Below are 17820 nucleotides of genomic sequence, written 5' to 3'. Positions count from 1 at the left end.
TTCTATCTATTTAGTTTAGTCGCGGCCGTTCAGCTTGCGTCCGATCCACTGCTCGTAGGCTTTGCCCACGCTAGCCATGTCGAGTGCGCCAAGACCCATGGAGTCGCCGACTTGGAATAAGCTCTTCGCTGCTTCCAGCATCGGCGTAGGCACTTTAAGGCTGTCCGACAATACCGACGACAACCGCAGATCCTTCAGCATAAGCTCCAGCGAAAATTGTACATCGTAGTTGTCCTCAAGAATTTTTGGACCTTTCAACTCCGCTGTACGGCTCRCCGCGCCGCCCGACTGCACGAGCTCGATGAACGCTGCTCCGTCAATGCCGCCTTTGGAAGCAATAGCCATACCTTCGACAAGCGCGACTGCATTGATGCCGACGATTGTATTATGAGCCAGCTTAGCGGTTGCGCCGCTGCCGCTTGCCCCCATCGGGATGACTTTGCGTCCCATAGCGAGCAGGATGTCTTCTACGCCCGCTAAAGTCTCTTCCGCTCCGCCAACCATAAATACGAGCGTGCCGCCTTCGGCTGCCGGTTTGCTGCCCGTTACCGGAGCATCCAGGAAGCTCGCTCCAAGACCTTCGGCAGTTGCCGCAAGCTCCAATGCCAGCGTTGGCGAAATGGTGCTGCTGTCAATCAGCGTCATACCGCTGCGTACGGCTGCGAATACGCCGCTCTCGCCCCAGTATACTTGCCGAATCGCATCGTCGTTGCTGATCATCGTAATAACGATATCCGAAGCAGCCGTTACTTCGTAAGGAGAGCTAAGCTCGGTTGCGCCAAGCAGGGTGAGTTCTCCTGCTTTGCCTGGCGTACGGTTATATACGCTCACTTGATGGCCTTTGCGCAGCAAATTCGCTGCCATACCGATACCCATTACGCCTAACCCGATAAATCCGATTTTTTTCATGATGATTTCCTCCGCTCCAAAATAGACTTTTCTGATCAATTATACATCTACTTCGAAAAGTTTTCATGGTTTGCGAGCTTGTTTTTATATGGTAAATCCGATATTCTAGAGGCTAAGTTGAATTAATGTTATCATAAACACGGTTTGTGTACATGCTTGACCAAAACCTAGGAGGTCTCAATTTCCATGAGCAAAACAGTAAAGTTTGACTACAGCAAAGCGCTGACTTTCGTCGGTCAGAACGAGCTTGATAACCTGGCGGGCGCGGTACGCCTCGCACATGACCAATTACATAACGGTACGGGAGCAGGCTCGGATTATTTGGGCTGGATCGATCTTCCGACCAATTATAATAAAGAAGAGTTCGCTCGCATTAAGCAAGCGGCAGACAAAATCAAATCCGACTCCGAAGTGCTAATCGTTATCGGCATCGGCGGTTCTTACCTTGGCGCGCGCGCGGCGATCGAGATGTTGTCGCATTCGTTCTATAATATTTTGCCGAAGGAAGAGCGCAAGAGGCCCCAAATCCTGTTCGCAGGCAACAACATCAGCTCCAACTACGTGACGCACCTGCTGCAGCTTGTTGAAGGCCGCGACTGGTCGATCAACGTCATCTCCAAGTCCGGAACGACTACGGAGCCTGCTATCGCATTCCGCGTATTCCGCGCTGCGCTTGAGAAGAAGTACGGCAAGGAAGCAGCTCGCAAACGTATTTACGCGACGACTGACACATCCAAGGGCGCTCTGAAGAAGCTGTCCAATGAAGAGGGCTATGAATCGTTCGTCATTCCTGACGACGTAGGCGGCCGCTACTCCGTTCTGACAGCAGTTGGTTTGCTGCCGATCGCTGCAGCCGGCATCGACATCGACGCCATGATGCAAGGCGCTGCCGACGCATCCAAAGAATATGCCAATCCGAACCTCGCAGAGAACGAGGCTTACCAATATGCCGCAGCTCGCAACGCGCTCTACCGCAAAGGCAAAGCGACGGAAATTCTCGTTAACTACGAGCCGGCGCTTCACTTCGTATCGGAATGGTGGAAGCAGCTGTTCGGCGAGAGCGAAGGCAAAGACTACAAAGGTATCTTCCCAGCTGCCGTTGATTTCTCGACGGATCTGCATTCGATGGGTCAATTCATTCAAGAAGGCAACCGCAATATTTTCGAGACGGTGATCCAGGTGAATGAAGTTRCCGAACAAATTACGATCGAGCATGATTCCGAAGATCTTGACGGTCTTAACTTCTTGACAGGCAAGACGATGGACTTCGTTAACAAGAAAGCATTCGAAGGAACGCTGCTTGCTCATACGGACGGTCAAGTGCCTAACCTGATCGTGAACATTGCGGACATGACGCCTTATTCGTTCGGATACCTCGTATACTTCTTCGAGAAAGCGTGCGGCATCAGCGGCTACTTGCTCGGCGTGAATCCTTTCGACCAACCGGGCGTTGAAGCATACAAGAAAAATATGTTCGCGTTGCTCGGCAAGCCGGGCTTCGAGAAAGAAAAAGCGGAGCTTGAAGCGCGCCTGTAATCGGCTGCAGCGAGGAGTTTAGCCTATGCTGAACAACTATCGGACGGTCAGACGGGAAGCAAGCGCGGAGATCGTTATTAAGAAATCCCGTTTCATCGGCCATGCGAAGCCGGTGGAGACGGAGGAGGACGCGATCGCCTTCATTGATGAGATCAAGCGGCTGCATCGGCAAGCCACTCATAACTGCTCAGCCTATATGGTCGGCGAGCGCGATCAGCATCAGAAGGCGTCCGACGACGGCGAGCCTAGCGGAACGGCAGGCAAGCCAATCCTCGAAGTCATTAAGAACAAAGGTCTCAAAAATGTAGCTGTGGTCGTCACTCGTTACTTTGGAGGCATTATGCTCGGCGCGGGCGGACTGGTCCGCGCTTATACGGATGGCGCGGTAGCGGGTATCGAGGCTGCCGAGGAAATCGTATATGTGCTGCACCGGGAAGTTTTCGTCGATGTCGATTATACTTGGTACGGCAAGCTCGAGAACGAGCTGCACGGCCGAGGGACCCGAGTCGGAGGAACGGACTTTACCGATCGCGTCATCGTCCGCTGTCTGCCGGAGGAGCATGAAGCTGAAGCGTTCATTGCTTGGATGACCGATCTGACGCAAGGTCAGGCCGCAATCAGCGAAGGTGAAAGCTTGTACTTCATTGAAGGCGAATAACATAGGGAAGGAGCATTGGCGGCAGCTTGTCGCCTCTRCTCCTTTTATTACATCTGTAGCTATAAATTTTTGAAATGAATTTGATCAGAAAATGTTAATAAACCATTGACTGCGACCTTCATAGGATGCTACATTATTAATACCTAGTAACTTAATAGGAATTATGTTTTTTGCTTTGCTACACCTACGGTACGAACCGATGGTCTGGAGGTTAAGTCACAGTGAATGCCATGTTTCGCGGAAAAGGATGGAGCTTTGGTTTTCGGAGCGCCATTATGCTTTACTTTGTTATCCTTATCGTGTTGCCTATTGTCGGAATTTATACGCAGTCGTTCTCACTGGGCTGGCTTCCTTTTTGGGAAAGCGTCTCCGACCCGTTAGCTTTGAAAGCCGTTCTTCTGACGATCAAGCTTTCGGTAATTGCTACTATTATGAATGTGTTTCTAGGAACAATGATCGGCTGGGTGCTGATCCGCTACCGGTTTCCGGGGCGCAGACTGCTTAACAGCCTGGTCGATTTGCCGTTTGCATTGCCTACAGCAGTAGGCGGGCTGATGATTTTGCTGCTGCTTGGTCCGGGAAGTCTTGTTGGAGGCTTGGCTGGCAAGCTGGGCATCGAAATTGTTTTTCATGAACCGGCGATCGTTGTTGCGATGCTGTTCGTGACCTTCCCATTCGTTATCCGGGCGATCCAGCCGCTGCTTGAGGAGCTGGATAAGTCGGAAGAGGAAGCGGCTTATATGCTGGGCGCATCTCGCGCCAAGACGTTCTTCAGCGTTATCTTTCCTTCGATGCTGCCGGGTATATTAAGCGGAGCCATGCTGGCTTTCTCCCGCGCACTGGCCGAATTCGGCGCAGTCGTACTCGTAGCTGGCAATATTCCAGGGAAGACGCTTATTGCATCGGTATATATTTTTGGAGAAATCGAGAGCGACAATCCGCAAGGCGCGGCGGCTATATCCGTCATGCTGCTGACGCTGTCCTTCCTCATTCTTTGGACCGTTAACCTCATTCAAGCAAGGAGGACGGGACAATGACGATGAGAAGGCTATGGATTACGCTAACTTATATGGTATTTGCACTGCTGCTTATCGCCCCGCTGGTGAAGATTTTTACTGGATCGTGGGCAGATGGGTGGAGCGGCTTCATCGAAGGCATTAGCCGGAAGCAATCGCTGCATGCCTTAATGATGACGGGAATTATTGTAGTTATCGTTACGGCGCTTAACACGGTATTCGGCATTATGCTGGCGTTGTACCTCGTACGTGCGGAATGGATCGGCAAACGGATGAAGCGTCTGCTTAACAGTATCGTTGATTTACCGTTCGCGGTTTCGCCGGTTATCGGCGGCTTAATGATCGTTCTCATTCTTGGCCCTAACACTGTCCTAGGTACCTTGTTCGAGGACGCAGGAGTCAAGATTGTATATGCGCTGCCGGGTATGGTGCTTGCCACGCTATTCGTTACATTCCCGTTAATGGTGCGTGAGGTCATGCCCGTGCTGCAGGAAATCGGCTCACAGCAGGAAGAGGCGGCCTCGACTCTAGGGGCATACTCATGGTATACATTTTGGAAGGTAACCTGGCCCGCTATTCGCTGGGGTGTCATCTATGGCATCGTGCTTACTGTAGCGCGGTCGCTTGGCGAATTCGGCGCTGTATTGGTCGTCTCGGKCAACATTATGAACAAAACGCAAACCGCTACTACGCTCGTCTATCAGGATGTTGAAAATTTCAACGTTGTTGCCGCCAATGGCATCGCGCTTGTGCTTGCGGCCTTCTCTGTAGGACTGCTGCTATTGATGGAATGGGCGAAAAAACGAAAGGAAGTGCACTGATCCATGCATATTGAAGTGCGTAATCTTGATAAGAGCTTTGGCGATTTTCACGCCGTGCAAAATGTTAGCTTCGAGATTGAAAAAGGACATCTCATCGRTTTGCTAGGACCGAGCGGCGGCGGCAAAACGTCGATTCTGCGCATGCTGGCAGGACTTGAGACGCCTTCCTCCGGCGACATCCTGTTCCATGGCAAGCGCGTCAATGATCTGCCTCCACAGGAGCGCGGCATTGGCTTCGTATTCCAAAACTATGCATTGTTCAAACACATGACGGTATATGATAATATCGCGTTCGGCCTTAAAGTAAAGAAGCAGTCGAAGGAGCAAATTCGCGAGCGCGTAATGACGCTGGTCGAGCTGACCGGTCTCAAAGGTTTCGAGCATCGTTATGCGCATCAGCTATCTGGTGGTCAACGGCAGCGTGTTGCGTTCGCTCGCGCGCTGGCGCCTGAGCCTCAGTTGCTGCTGCTCGATGAGCCTTTCGCGGCAATCGATGCCAAGATCCGTACGGAGCTTCGTACATGGCTGAAGGAAATGATCGAGCGTGTCGGCATTACTTCGATCTTCGTAACGCATGACCAAGAAGAAGCCATTGAAGTTGCGGATGAAATTATGATTATTAGCAAGGGCAAGCTTGAGCAGAAGGGTACGCCATGGGAAATTTACAAAAATCCGCAGACACCTTTTGTTGCCAGCTTCATCGGCGAGTCGACCATCGTTGAAAATGTTGCGAAGCTCAAAGGTTTCGAGGACGCGAGCAAGGTCGCCGGCACGAAGGCGCTTATCCGACCTGAATATATCGAGATCGGCAAGCCGGGCGAGATTAGACTCGCTTCCGCCGCAATGGAAGGCAAAGTGAAGCACATTCACTTCCGCGGCAGTGAATGGATGGTTGAGCTGGAGGTAGGCGATACGAAGCTGATTACGTACCGCTCGTTGGAGAAGGAAGTTCTGCATCCGGGCGACGAAGTTAGCATCCTCGTCCATCGTGCGTATTTGTTCAATGACAATCAAAGCTGGATTGAAGAGAACAAGCTGAAGGTTGATCCGATGCCAATCCATATTTAACTTGGGGTCTAGACGAACTAGCCTTTCATCTTAGCAGAAAGAGTTGTATGCGAACATGAAATTATACCTGACAACAAGCCAGCGCTTGATCGCTATACTGCTGGCTGCAGCGCTGCTAGTGATAGCAGGCTGCAGCAGCGGAACTAAYGATCCCCCCGCTGAATCTTCCGTACAAGACGGCGATGTAACGCTTGTAATCGGTGCATATTCGGTTGTTAAGGACGCCTTCGGAGATATTCTTCCGGAGTTTCAAGCGTACTGGCTGGAGAAGACCGGCCAAAAGGTATCCTTCCAGGAATCCTATGAAGCATCAGGTACTCAGGCGCGTGCGATCGCAGGCGGCTTCGAGGCGGATGTTGCGATTATGGCTATGGAAGGCGATCTCGACAAGATCGCAAATGCCGGGTTTATTACGGAGGATTGGAAGAAGCAGAGCAATGGCGGCGTGATTACGAATTCCATTGTCGTTATGGGTACGCGCGAAGGAAACCCGTTAGGCATTCAGGATTGGGACGACATCATCAAGAGCGGCGTTAAGGTGCTGTATCCGAATCCGAAGACGTCCGGCGGCGCGCAATGGGATATTAATGCGATCTATGGAGCCGGGCTCAAGAAGTCTGAGCAGGAAACAGGCTCGAAGGACCCGGAGTATGCGAAGAGCTTCTTGAAGTCGGTGCATGAGAATGTGGAGTCGCTTGATAAGAGCGGGCGGGCCTCCATGGCGGCCTTCGAATATGGAGTCGGCGATGTCATCGTGACCTACGAGAATGAGCTGTTATCGCGGATTAAGCAAGGCGTCAACTACGATATCGTCATTCCGTCCAGCACGATACTCATTGAGAACCCGGCTGCGGTCGTCGATAAGAACGCCGATAAGCACGGTACGCGCGAGCTTGCCGAAGCGTTCATTGCTTACTTGCACGGCGATGATGCTCAGCAGGTTTTTGCGGATTACGGCTTCCGTCCGGTGAACGAGGCGGTCGCCGCTGACACGGCTGACCGATTCATCGTTCCAGAAGGACTGTTCGACGTTTCGTATCTCGGCGGCTGGGACGAAGTGAGAAAGACGCTGTATTCGAAGAAGGGCGTCTGGTATCAGGTTCTGGCAGATTTATAAGTCATACCATTAAGTTGAAATGAACAGGGAACCTCCGCTCGAAGCGCTTCGTCCAGAATGACGGCGCTTCGAGCGGAGGTTTCTTTTCTTTGCCGTTACTTGCTGCAACCTTCCGATTCATAAGGCCGTCTACTAGAGCAAAGAGGTGATACGGAAGTATGCCGAAACGATCTTATCGAATGATGCTAGCAGCAATAGCATACTGACCAAAGGGGACACTTCGGCTGCGTTTGCGATCGAGATCAAATGATTGGCGGAGCAGAGCGAAACCTATAGAACTAGCTAGAGGAGAGTTTCAATAGCCGATCGGCAATTGAGGCATTCTCCTTTTTTTCTGCTGGTCGCCTTTTTTATAATGATTGGAAAGGGAATTTAATCCATCTAAGCGAATAATAATACATTGCTGTTATTCAAAATTGCGCAGCAGTGCGTGATAACGGAGTTGAGTGGATGGTTCACAGTCTCATTTTTGTCGTTATTTTAACGATTATCATTCATGCTGCCGAAACTTTGTCATATTCGGTTCGCTATGCGGGTGTTAAAATGAATAAGATCGCGGTAGCGCTATCCTTGACGGGCATTATCGTACTTATATCGCGAACAGCCAACATGCTGCAATCCCCGATGACTGGCAAATTCGTCGATCATGCGAGGGCAGATGCAAGCTTCGACTTACTCGGCTACTTTCGGATCGTATTGTTTGCAGCCTCCATAGGAACGTTAATTGCGATAGCGTTGTTTCCGACGTTCGTTCCGCTATGCGGAAGAATTATTGCTCGGCTGGAACTGACCGGCTCGATACCTAAGCTGCTGTCCAGCGTTACGCTCGGACAGTTGAAGAATGCGAAGCGTTATATTAGAAGACCGCGCATTCGGCTGAAATCTTTCCGCTACTTGGGCATTCCGAAGCGGTTTATTTTTCTCAACATTGCCGTCACGGCCTTCTATACGGTTGGTGTTATATCTGCGTTATACGCAGCCCATCTCGCGCCTGCAATAAGCACGACTGCTTCACAAACGTCGGGCATTATTAACGGGATCGCGACGGTGCTGCTAACTATATTTATCGATCCGCAATTGGGGCTCATTATGGACAAGGCAACGAAGGATGAGGACGCAAGAAATCAATTAGGCAAAATATATACGCTGCTTATGGTATCTCGCTTCTTCGGAACGTTGCTCGCTCAACTGCTCATAATACCTGCTGCGTATGTGATTATCGCATTCGTAAAGCTTATCTAAGAAGGAGAGTACGCAAGTGGATATGAAATTATTTACGATCGATGAAGCGAATGTGCTGCTGCCTGAATTAAAGCAAGAGCTTTATAAGCTTCAGGTGCTCATTGACGATATTGATGACCGTTACTTGGAATTGCAGACGATTAAAGCGAAGCACAAGCTGTCTCCCGGTACGCGCGGAACGATGACAGACCCTTATTTTGAACAGGAGAGCCAGCTTGATTTCATGCGAATGGAAGCCGAGCTTCAGATAAGCAATTTCACTCGCATGGGCGTACTAATAAAGTCGATTTCTCCAGGCTTATTGGATTTTCCAGCCATACTGGAAGGGAAGGAAGTTCTGCTATGCTGGAAGCAAGGGGAGGAGCAAATATCGCACTACCACGGCTGGAACGAAGGGTTCATGGGACGCAGGCCATATCCGTAAGCACGATAATGCAATAATGTTTGCGAATTTCGGTAATTTGTATTACGATTAGATTATAATAATTCTAAAAAACTAAGCTAGGAGTCAGGACAAGAGTTAGGCGGCATCTATATCTGCTTGGCTAGATGTAATAAGAGGAGGTATCCTGTTTATGTTGAACGTCACAGCGGAAATCGATAAAATCAATCGTCATTTGATGGCGAAAGGATATAAGTTAACGACTCAACGCGAAATTATATTGCGGGTATTGCTGGAGCATGAAGAAGACCATCTGAGCGCAGAGGGCGTATTCATGCTCGTGAAGGCAACCTATCCAGACATAGGCCTTGCTACCGTATACCGGACGCTAGAACTGCTTGCAGAGCTTCATATTGTTGAAAAAATGAACTTCGGCGACGGCGTAGCCCGCTACGACTTGCGCGATGCGGACAGCGAGCATATGCATCATCATTTGATCTGTGAAGTATGCGGCGCGCTGCAGGAAATCAAGGAAGACTGGCTGACGGAAATCGAGGAGCGAATCGAACGCGAATTCGGCTTCAAAGTGTCCGACCACCGTTTAGATTTTACGGGCACCTACAAGAAATGCAAAAACAGCAACGGCGCTTGCAAGAAAACAGGCAAAGCCGTTTCGTAAACAATATTCATGCACATAGTAGGGGCTGGAAAGGCTGAGTACTCTTCGCAGAGTCTCAGCCTTTCATTCGTTTCGTCATGCGGCGTTGCATATTTATGCCTGGTTGTTACACTAGAAAAAGGAAAGTTAAGGAGGAGAAGCTATGGAACTTGGCTTTAAAGGGAAGACCGCAATCGTTACCGGCGGCAGCAAAGGAATTGGATTTGCAACTGCAATGCTGCTTGCCTCGGAGGGAGCAGAGGTTGCTATTGTTGCAAGAGACCCCATCGGTTTAGACGCCGCAGCAGAAGAAATCTTTGCTAAGACGGGCAAGAAGGTGCTTACGATCAGCGCTGACGTCTCGCAGCCGGAAGCTGCGGCGCATGCGGTAGCAAGAACGGTCGACACATTCGGGAGAGTGGATATTCTCGTCAATAATGCGGGCACGTCAGCAGCGCGTCCGTTCGCCGATGTCGGCACGGAAGCTTGGACGTCCGATCTCGATCTGAAGCTGTTCGGAGCGATTCACTTTGCTCGTGAAGCGCTGCCTCACTTGCGTGCATCCGGACGCGGAGCTATCGTGAACGTAACGGCGGTCGGAGGCAAGACGCCAGGAGCCTCGTCGCTGCCGACGTCTGTRAGCCGCGCGGCGGGACTGGCCCTGACGAAAGCGATGAGCAAAGACCTTGCCTCGGATAACATTCGCGTTAATGCTGTATGTATCGGACTTATTCGCAGTGAGCAGATCGAGCGAATGTGGCGAAGCACGGCGCCTGAGCAGTCGTGGGAGCAATTCGCCGCAGATCCGAAGCATCGTATTCCGCTTGGCCGTATCGGCGAAGCGAGCGAGGCCGCGAGCGTCATCGCCTTTCTCGTATCAGATGCCGCATCCTTCGTAACCGGAACGTCGGTTAACATTGATGGCGGAATCGCAGCCGTATTGTAACTTAGAATTATATTGTAGGAGTGTGCGCCGGGCGGGGTTGTAGGAGCTCGGCGCATTTCGTTCGCGAGAAGGACAGATTTGTCCAAAGATGAAAAGAATACCTATACTGGAATGTTTCTAATCATGTATACTGTATAGAGGTCTTAAGTCCTGATCATTCGCTAGATTTCGACAGCAGTTTGATAGTTTTCGACTTAACCGAAATGAGGGCAAACGATGGAACATATACATGGATCTTACGACAGTTTACTCGTTATTTTCTCTTACATAATAGCGGTTGCTGCTTCCTATACAGCACTTGATCTGGCAGGCCGAGTCAGCAATGCGAAGGGCAGCAGCAGGCTCGGTTGGCTGTCATTCGGCGCAGCCATTATGGGCAGCGGCATATGGTCGATGCACTTTGTCGGCATGCTTGCTTATTCGCTGCCTATCACAATTAGATACGACATTGTTATTGTGTTCGCCTCTGTCATAGCGGCGATTGCGGCGGCATTCATTGCGCTCTACGTGGTTGGCCGCAATCAGTTAACGATTCGCCAACTGCTAACGGGCGGATTATTGCTTGCAACAGGCATATCGACAATGCACTATGTCGGAATGTCGGCCATATTAGTTGACTTATCTTACGATCCGCTCATGTTTACATTATCGATCGTCATTGCGATAGTGGCATCGATTGCGGCGCTGTGGCTATCGTTTTATTTTCGCGGGGGCAAGGAGAGCAATGCAGGGTGGAAGAAGCTGGGCAGCGGTGTCATTATGGGTGCGGCGATTGTGGGCATGCATTATACGGGCATGTTCGCTACAAACTTCCATCCGAATAACAGAACTCCGTTCTCGATTGGGCTCATCCTTGATCAGAAGCTACTTGCTTATCTAATCGTAGGCGGGACGCTGTTCACGCTGGGGTTGTCGTTATTCGGAATCGTTATGTCCAAGCGGTTGAACATTAAGGATACGGCCCTAGAGGAAAGCGAGAAATGGTATAAGTCGCTCTACGATAATAATCTCGACGGCATTGTGTCGGTCGACCTGAACCACCGCGTCATTAGTTATAATGAAGCGGCGCTCCACATTACGGGGCTGACAGATATTCAGGTGCTGGGAAAACCGATTTCCGAGCTTGCCAAAGTTATCGCTGAGCCGGATCGCGCTAAGACGACGGATATGTTCGTTAATGCGTTCAAGGGGATGCGCACGACTCATGAAACGACGCTTATTCGAAACGGTCAGGTCATTTTATTATCGGTAACGAATGTTCCGGTCATTATCGAGGGCAACGTGGCGGGCAGCTACATTATTTTCAAAGATATTACGGACGAGAAGCTGGCGGAGCAGCGAATTCATCATCTTGCGTATCACGATGAGCTGACGGGCTTGCCGAACCGAAGGAAGTTCAATCAAGCGATCAACGAATGGATTGAAGCTAGAAATGCAAGCCGTCTGCCGTTCGCTGTAATGGTGCTGGATATTGATCGATTCAAAATGATAAATGATTCGTTGGGGCATACGTATGGCGATCTCTTCTTGCAAGAATTGACGACACGCATTCAGACAAGCTTGGAGGGTCAGAACGTGATGTTAGCCCGCATGGGGGGCGATGAATTCACGATTCTATGCCGCAACTGCCCGGATGAGTCGGAGATCGTTGAGCTCGCAGAGAAGATCATTAACTCGATTCAGATTCCTTATAGGCTTAAGGACAACGACTTCTACGTGTCGGCAAGTATCGGCATATCTTTGTTCCCTCAGCATGGACATGATGCTACCGAGCTGCTTAAGAACGCGGATACGGCCATGTACGAAGTGAAGAGAAAAGGGAAAAACGGCTTTATGTTTTTCTCCCGAGAGCTGGATGACAAGCTGCAGCAGAAGATCGAGCTGGAGGGCGACCTGCGCAAAGCGGTGGATAATGGCGAGCTGCTGCTTCACTATCAGCCGCAAATTAGAACGTCCGACAACGAAATGATCGGTGTTGAAGCGCTTGTTCGCTGGAATCATAAAGACAGAGGGCTGTTATCGCCGGGAACGTTCATTCCGATTGCGGAAGAGACGGGCATCATATACGAGATCGGCACTTGGGTGCTGCGCGAAGCGTGCAGGCAGATGCGCGAATGGCATTTGGCAGGCGGCCCGCTCATTCCGGTAGCAGTCAATCTGTCATCGCAGCAATTCCATCAGCCTGATTTGGCAGGATATATCAAAGCGATATTGGATGATGTCGGTCTAGAGCCCAAATTTCTGGAGCTGGAGATTACGGAGAGCATGATGATGGACGCAGCGTTGTCGGCGGATATCTTGAAGCGACTGAATGAATACGGCGTTCGAATCAGTCTGGATGACTTCGGGACAGGCTACAGCTCCTTGAGCTATCTGAAAATGTTCCCGATCCACAAGCTTAAGATTGATCGTTCTTTCATTCGCGACATTACCCACAGCGGCAACGATCAAGCGATCGTCGCGACTATTATCGCTATGGCTCAGAACATGAATATGGAAGTTATCGCGGAAGGCATTGAGACGAAGGATCAGCTGGACATATTGAGGGACAAAGATTGCCAGAAAATTCAAGGCTACTACTTCAGCAAGCCGTTATCGGCTAATGACGTTGAAGAGTCGTTCTTCAAGCCGCAGCGCTCTTATGCCGAGCTTTCTTTATTTGATTCGTGATAAGCTTTGACGCAGTTCTGGCAGATGCATGACTTTCCTCGCTGTTCGGGAGGAACAAGCGCGATCAGTTCAGCAGGGATGGACGCTTGGAAGCACCAGCAGGCGCTGCCGCTTTGGCTCGAGGGTTCTGATTCGACGCCGCAATGATTGGTTTGACCGCAGATTGGACAGTTCATATGTGGTAAAGCCTCCGTTCTATAGGATGAATAGCTATTATTAAGCTTATAATTGAAGTGGCTGACGGGATGCATGACACCCGTCAGCCACTCTTTTTTTGTAATTTAACCGTTATTCGGCATTCAGAACGAATTTCTCGATGACATGTCGTACGCCCTCTTCGTTATTCGACAGAGTGACGTAGTCGGCGATTTCTTTCAATGAGCCAATGGCATTGCCCATAGCGACGCCAAGTCCGGCAGCGGAAACCATCTCATTATCGTTCCATGCGTCGCCCATAGCGATCGTTTGATCCATTGAGCAGCCAAGATGTTCGGCCATGAACCGAAGGGCATGACCTTTCGTGCCCTCCTTATGCATAAACTCCAAATAATGTGCCTTCGATTTTGTAATGTGAACGCGGTCGCCGATTAGAGGGCGAAGCTGCTCGGCAATGACGTCGAGTTTCGCGGGATCGTCGATGATGAGCATTTTGTTAAGCGGCTGACCGATTAGTTTATCGAAGTCGGGCTCGATTTTATATGGAATGTTGGATAGCTTGGAGTAAGCTTTGATTTTGTCGTTGTCCTCCGTGCCGTACAGCTCATCATTAACGTACAGCTGCAGATGAAGACCGTTTTCCTGCACGAATTGGTATAGCTCCTTCGCTGCATCGGTAGGTACGTTGCGCTCATACAGAACGGTGCCGTCGAGCAGCGTTTTGACGAGAGCTCCCTGATACGTAATAATAGGAACATTGAGCTCAACTTGCTTGGCGATCTTCACGGCGGAAGAATACATGCGGCCCGTAGCGAGCGTAACCGTTACACCTTGTGCGATAGCAGCAGCCATGGCGCTCTTCGTTCCTTCGGTTACGACGAGTTCGTCGGTCAACAGTGTATCGTCTACATCAATTGCAATAAGCTTATACATAATAGCGGTAAAGCTCCTCTCTATTCTCTTTCTGTACTCCTATATGGATAGTTCGCGTGGTAACCTTGATTGTATCGAAAATAGACCTATCATTCAACGCCTAAGAAACCAGATTATTCACATAAACTTGAAGGGAAGACATCACATGAACATTTTTACCTCTACTGCAGCGAAACAACGATTTATAGCGCTATGCGCATTGGGAGCGGTATTATGCGTTGCTATTGGGTTTGCAATCGGACTCCTATCTATGGGCAACCGTTACCCGATGCTGAGAGAGAGGAGCTTCCAGCAATTTGCTGCATCGTATGACAGAGTCATGAGCGACTACTTGAACGGCGCGGAACCGAAGCAACTGCTGGACGGAGCAGCCGAAGGCATGATTGCATCGCTGGACGATCCGTATTCAAGTTATATGACCGGAGAGAAGGGAACGGCGTATACGCAATCCTACGAGGGGCAATTCTACGGTATCGGGGCAGATATTCGCGTCGAAGAAAGACAATTTGTGATTAGCAGTTTGACGAAAGGCGCTCCCGCAGAACGAGGCGGTCTGCTTCCCGGAGATATCATTGCTATGATTGACGGGAAATCAGTTAAGGGAATTGAGTTCCAAGAGCTGTTGGCTCTCGTTAGAGGGGAAGAGGGGACGACTGTTGTAGTGAAGGTCGTTCGCGGCAGCGATTCCAAGCCAATTGAAGTATCATTGAAGCGTGAAGCTATACCGGTGCATACGGTCACGTCAGAACTGCTGGATGGCGGGATTGGGCATGTAACGATTAGCCGTTTCGCGGAGATGACGGCAGAGGAATTCAAGACCGAGCTGGATGCGCTGCAGAAGGACAAGCCGCTRAAGGGGCTGTTGCTCGATCTTCGATCGAATCCCGGCGGTCTGCTTAAGCCAACGATTGAGATCGCGAACATCCTTATTCCGGATGACAAAGTGATATTAAATGTTGTCTACAAGGACGAGCGCCAGATTATAACGTACAAGTCCAGCCAGGAGAAGGAATGGACGATTCCAATCGCCGTGCTCGTGAACGGAATGTCGGCCAGCGCAAGCGAGGTGCTGACTGCCGCATTGAAGGAGTCGGCGGGGGCAGTCGTTATTGGCCAGCAGACGTATGGCAAAGGCGTCGTTCAGACGTTCAAGCAATTTCCCGACGGCTCAGTCCTCAGCTTGACCGAAGCCCAGTGGAAGACGCCTAGCGGGGCTTGGATCAATAAGAAGGGCGTAACACCCGATCATGTTGTTGCTCTGCCTGCGTATGCGAGTCTGCGGCCGCTGGCCATCGGAACGGAGATGAAGATAGGCAGCTACGGAGAAGATGTTCATACGCTTCAACAGGTCTTGCAGGAGCTTGGATACGGCCCGGCAGGCGCCGAAGGCTACTATGACAAGCAAACGGCTGCTGCGATGAAGAAATTCCAAGAGGCAGAGCAGCTGGAGTCGAGCGGACAGTTCAACGATAAGAGCGGCTATCTGCTGCTGCAGCGGCTGCGTGAGAAGCTTGACCTTGAAGATCCACAACTCCACAAAGGAATAGAGCTGTTGCTGAACCAAGGCGCTTAGATCGCGATCTGAGTCGTCTCTCGCCTCTGCGTCTATGCTGGCAGCGGCCTAACCAACCAAGCAGTTTATATTCGCTGTTGACAACGGTAGTGATAATCATTATCATCTAATAAGGATGAGATAATACACCGCGGTGGCGAGAGGTGACTTAATGAAATGAAGAAGATCAAGTATTGCAAGCGTAATTTCAGGCACGGACTGAAGCCGATCTATAAGGCGATGAAGGATAAGTATCCTGAAATTAAGCAGAAGAAGAGCGATTGTCTAGGCAACTGCAAGACATGCAAGCTTGAATGCTTCGTTGTCGTTAAGTCCAAAACAATAACCGCGCCATCGGCAGATCAACTGTACAAGAGACTCAAAAAAATGATCGGCTAAATAGATCGACCGTCGCCATTCTTTAGCATTTGTTGCCAAAGGATGGCGACAGCTTTCTCCGCATGTGTTAGAATAAGTACAATCTAGAGAAGAGAGGTGCGTTACGCCAATGAAGGACAATTTAGCAGAAGCATTAAATGAACAGATGAACTTTGAGTTTTACTCCGCCCATGTATACCTAGCAATGGCGGCGTATTGCTCTGCAGAGAACTTGGAAGGCTTTGCGAATTTTTTCCTTGTACAAGCTGAGGAAGAACGTTTTCACGCAATGAAAATATACAAGTTTCTGAATGACCGCGGACGTCGCGCGACGATTTCGGCACTTGGTGAGCCGCATAACGACTACAAATCCGTTCTCGACACGTTCGAAGCAGGTTATGGTCACGAGCAGCAAAATACGAAGCGCTTCTATGATCTGTCTGACCTTGCGATGAACGATCGCGAGCATGCGACGATCAACTTCTTGAAGTGGTTCATCGACGAGCAGGTCGAAGAGGAAGCGTTGTTCGACAACATCATCCACAAGCTGAAGCGCATTGAGAAAGACAGCAACGCGTTCTATATGCTTGATGCCGAGTTCGCACAGCGTTCGTTCACGCCTCCGGCTGGCGAGTAATCATCCGCTGCGCAACAATAAGGGCTGTTCCAGAAGGTCTTCAATGACCTTCCGGAACAGCCCTTTACCTTTACTTTAAGTTGAAGGTTGTTCCTTCTGTTCGATTAGCGCGAGGAATGAATCGACGAGAGACGGGTCGAAGTGTCGGCCTCGCTCCTCGCGAATGAGCTGCAAGGCGCGTTCGACGGACCACTTTTCCTTATATGGCCGTGTGCTGGTCAAGGCATCGAACACGTCGACGATGCTAACGATACGCGCTTCAATCGGTATGTCCTCGCCGGAGAGTTGATGCGGATAGCCGCTGCCGTCCCATTTCTCATGATGGTACAAAATAATGTTTTTGCCTGTTTCAAGTTCATTGGMGAGCAGCTCGTCTTGAAATTCGTTATATATTTTATCAATGATATCTCGGCCGATCAGCGTATGCATCTCCACAATCTGCCGTTCGTAATAGGCGAGCGCACCTGGCTTGTATAAAATGCCTTCCGGAATGCCGGACTTGCCGATGTCGTGCAAAATGCTGGCATGAGAAATTCGGTCGATCATCTCGCTGCTCCAGTGCAGTTGCAGCCGTTCATTGTGATGGGCGGCAAGCGAGGCCGTTAGTTCGCGAACACGAACGAGATGTAGCTCAATGCCTGGATCGCGGATTTCACAGGAGATCGCCAGTACCTTGAGCATAGAGCTTTGCAAAGATGAGATTCGTTCCTCGGCCAAGTAGTGGCCGCTCTCCAATTGCTCAAGCTCCCGGAAGACGCCAACGAAATAATCGTCCATTTCGACAACGATCGGTGTGATCGTAATGGAGGAATGCCACAGATCGCCATCGCGCTTACGGTTCGTGAATACGCCTGACCATGGTTGTCCGGCATGGATGGCGGTCTTCATCGTGTTATGTGTTTCCTTTGGTGTATAGGAGGTGCGCAGAATGCTCGCTTTCTTGCCTGTTATCTCATGTGAAGCATAACCGGTAATGCGTTCATAGGCGGAATTGACCGCTAGTATTCGGTGCTGACCGTCCGTGATAATAACGGCATCGGCGAGCAGCAGGAAAGATGCGAGTTTGTCATGGATGAGATTCATATCGCTGTATTGGATTCTCCTTATGTCGAGTTGGCTGTGAGCATTGCTTTGCGTTGCG

The 17820-nt window shown here is 50.3% G+C and carries 18 protein-coding genes; 14 read left to right on the top strand and 4 right to left on the bottom strand.

All coding sequences use genetic code 11. The annotated features are described in order from the left end of the window. Positions 1 to 15: 15 nt before the first annotated feature. Complete coding sequence (locus AB4Z33_RS00745; RefSeq protein WP_442048042.1) at positions 16 to 909, bottom strand: NAD(P)-dependent oxidoreductase; 894 nt, start codon at positions 907 to 909, stop codon at positions 16 to 18. Positions 910 to 1095: 186 nt separating this feature from the next. On the opposite strand from AB4Z33_RS00745, the gene AB4Z33_RS00740 reads away from it, so the two are divergent. From AB4Z33_RS00740 to AB4Z33_RS00690, 11 genes are all read left to right on the top strand, one after another. Continuing rightward, positions 1096 to 2445: a glucose-6-phosphate isomerase gene (locus AB4Z33_RS00740; protein ID WP_442048041.1), complete on the top strand. Its 1350-nt coding sequence runs from the start codon at positions 1096 to 1098 to the stop codon at positions 2443 to 2445. Between the two features lie 25 nt (positions 2446 to 2470). After that, a complete protein-coding gene (locus AB4Z33_RS00735; protein WP_442048040.1) occupies positions 2471 to 3103 on the top strand; it encodes a YigZ family protein in 633 nt (210 codons plus the stop codon). 230 nt (positions 3104 to 3333) lie between these two features. Further along, complete coding sequence (gene cysT, locus AB4Z33_RS00730) at positions 3334 to 4140, top strand: sulfate ABC transporter permease subunit CysT (RefSeq protein WP_442048108.1); 807 nt, start codon at positions 3334 to 3336, stop codon at positions 4138 to 4140. Positions 4141 to 4142: 2 nt separating this feature from the next. Next, positions 4143 to 4940, top strand: coding sequence for a sulfate ABC transporter permease subunit (locus AB4Z33_RS00725; protein WP_442048107.1), 798 nt, complete (start codon positions 4143 to 4145; stop codon positions 4938 to 4940). Positions 4941 to 4943: 3 nt separating this feature from the next. Continuing rightward, positions 4944 to 6008 (top strand): sulfate/molybdate ABC transporter ATP-binding protein, encoded by a 1065-nt coding sequence (locus tag AB4Z33_RS00720; RefSeq protein ID WP_442048039.1) that lies wholly within the window; start codon positions 4944 to 4946, stop codon positions 6006 to 6008. Between the two features lie 55 nt (positions 6009 to 6063). Beyond that, the gene (locus AB4Z33_RS00715; protein WP_442048038.1) at positions 6064 to 7125 is read left to right on the top strand and encodes a sulfate ABC transporter substrate-binding protein; all 1062 of its coding nucleotides are present in this window, start codon (positions 6064 to 6066) and stop codon (positions 7123 to 7125) included. 450 nt (positions 7126 to 7575) lie between these two features. Beyond that, positions 7576 to 8367 (top strand): lipid II flippase Amj family protein, encoded by a 792-nt coding sequence (locus AB4Z33_RS00710; protein WP_442048106.1) that lies wholly within the window; start codon positions 7576 to 7578, stop codon positions 8365 to 8367. 22 nt (positions 8368 to 8389) lie between these two features. Then, positions 8390 to 8791, top strand: a complete 402-nt coding sequence (locus AB4Z33_RS00705) for a DUF2203 domain-containing protein (protein WP_442048105.1) — start codon at positions 8390 to 8392, stop codon at positions 8789 to 8791. 151 nt (positions 8792 to 8942) lie between these two features. Beyond that, complete coding sequence (fur, locus tag AB4Z33_RS00700; protein ID WP_442048037.1) at positions 8943 to 9428, top strand: ferric iron uptake transcriptional regulator; 486 nt, start codon at positions 8943 to 8945, stop codon at positions 9426 to 9428. A gap of 142 nt (positions 9429 to 9570) precedes the next feature. Further along, the gene (locus AB4Z33_RS00695; protein WP_442048036.1) at positions 9571 to 10353 is read left to right on the top strand and encodes an SDR family NAD(P)-dependent oxidoreductase; all 783 of its coding nucleotides are present in this window, start codon (positions 9571 to 9573) and stop codon (positions 10351 to 10353) included. A gap of 216 nt (positions 10354 to 10569) precedes the next feature. Further along, positions 10570 to 13023, top strand: a complete 2454-nt coding sequence (locus AB4Z33_RS00690; protein WP_442048035.1) for an EAL domain-containing protein — start codon at positions 10570 to 10572, stop codon at positions 13021 to 13023. On the opposite strand, the gene AB4Z33_RS00685 is transcribed toward AB4Z33_RS00690, so the two are convergent. Continuing rightward, the gene (locus AB4Z33_RS00685; RefSeq protein ID WP_442048034.1) at positions 12993 to 13199 is read right to left on the bottom strand and encodes a cysteine-rich CWC family protein; all 207 of its coding nucleotides are present in this window, start codon (positions 13197 to 13199) and stop codon (positions 12993 to 12995) included. The genes AB4Z33_RS00690 and AB4Z33_RS00685 overlap by 31 nt on opposite strands. 112 nt (positions 13200 to 13311) lie before the next feature. Continuing rightward, positions 13312 to 14112 (bottom strand): Cof-type HAD-IIB family hydrolase, encoded by an 801-nt coding sequence (locus AB4Z33_RS00680; protein ID WP_442048033.1) that lies wholly within the window; start codon positions 14110 to 14112, stop codon positions 13312 to 13314. A gap of 145 nt (positions 14113 to 14257) precedes the next feature. On the opposite strand from AB4Z33_RS00680, the gene AB4Z33_RS00675 reads away from it, so the two are divergent. The 3 genes from AB4Z33_RS00675 to AB4Z33_RS00665 all read left to right on the top strand — a co-directional run bounded on the left by AB4Z33_RS00675 (position 14258) and on the right by AB4Z33_RS00665 (position 16679). After that, positions 14258 to 15685, top strand: coding sequence for a S41 family peptidase (locus tag AB4Z33_RS00675; RefSeq protein ID WP_442048032.1), 1428 nt, complete (start codon positions 14258 to 14260; stop codon positions 15683 to 15685). 156 nt (positions 15686 to 15841) lie between these two features. Then, positions 15842 to 16063, top strand: a complete 222-nt coding sequence (locus tag AB4Z33_RS00670; protein WP_442048031.1) for a DUF1450 domain-containing protein — start codon at positions 15842 to 15844, stop codon at positions 16061 to 16063. Between the two features lie 109 nt (positions 16064 to 16172). After that, complete coding sequence (locus AB4Z33_RS00665) at positions 16173 to 16679, top strand: ferritin (RefSeq protein WP_337099823.1); 507 nt, start codon at positions 16173 to 16175, stop codon at positions 16677 to 16679. A gap of 75 nt (positions 16680 to 16754) precedes the next feature. Here AB4Z33_RS00665 and AB4Z33_RS00660 read toward each other — a convergent pair whose 3' ends face one another. Continuing rightward, entirely contained in the window at positions 16755 to 17762 is a 1008-nt protein-coding gene (locus tag AB4Z33_RS00660) for an HD domain-containing phosphohydrolase (RefSeq protein WP_442048030.1), read from the bottom strand. Positions 17763 to 17820: the final 58 nt, after the last annotated feature.

Origin of the sequence: Paenibacillus sp. 2TAB19 (assembly GCF_052115185.1) — a bacterium.
GTDB lineage: Bacteria > Bacillota > Bacilli > Paenibacillales > Paenibacillaceae > Pristimantibacillus.
Note: the sequence above shows the minus strand (reverse complement) of the source record. Positions and strands in the feature narration are given on the sequence as shown.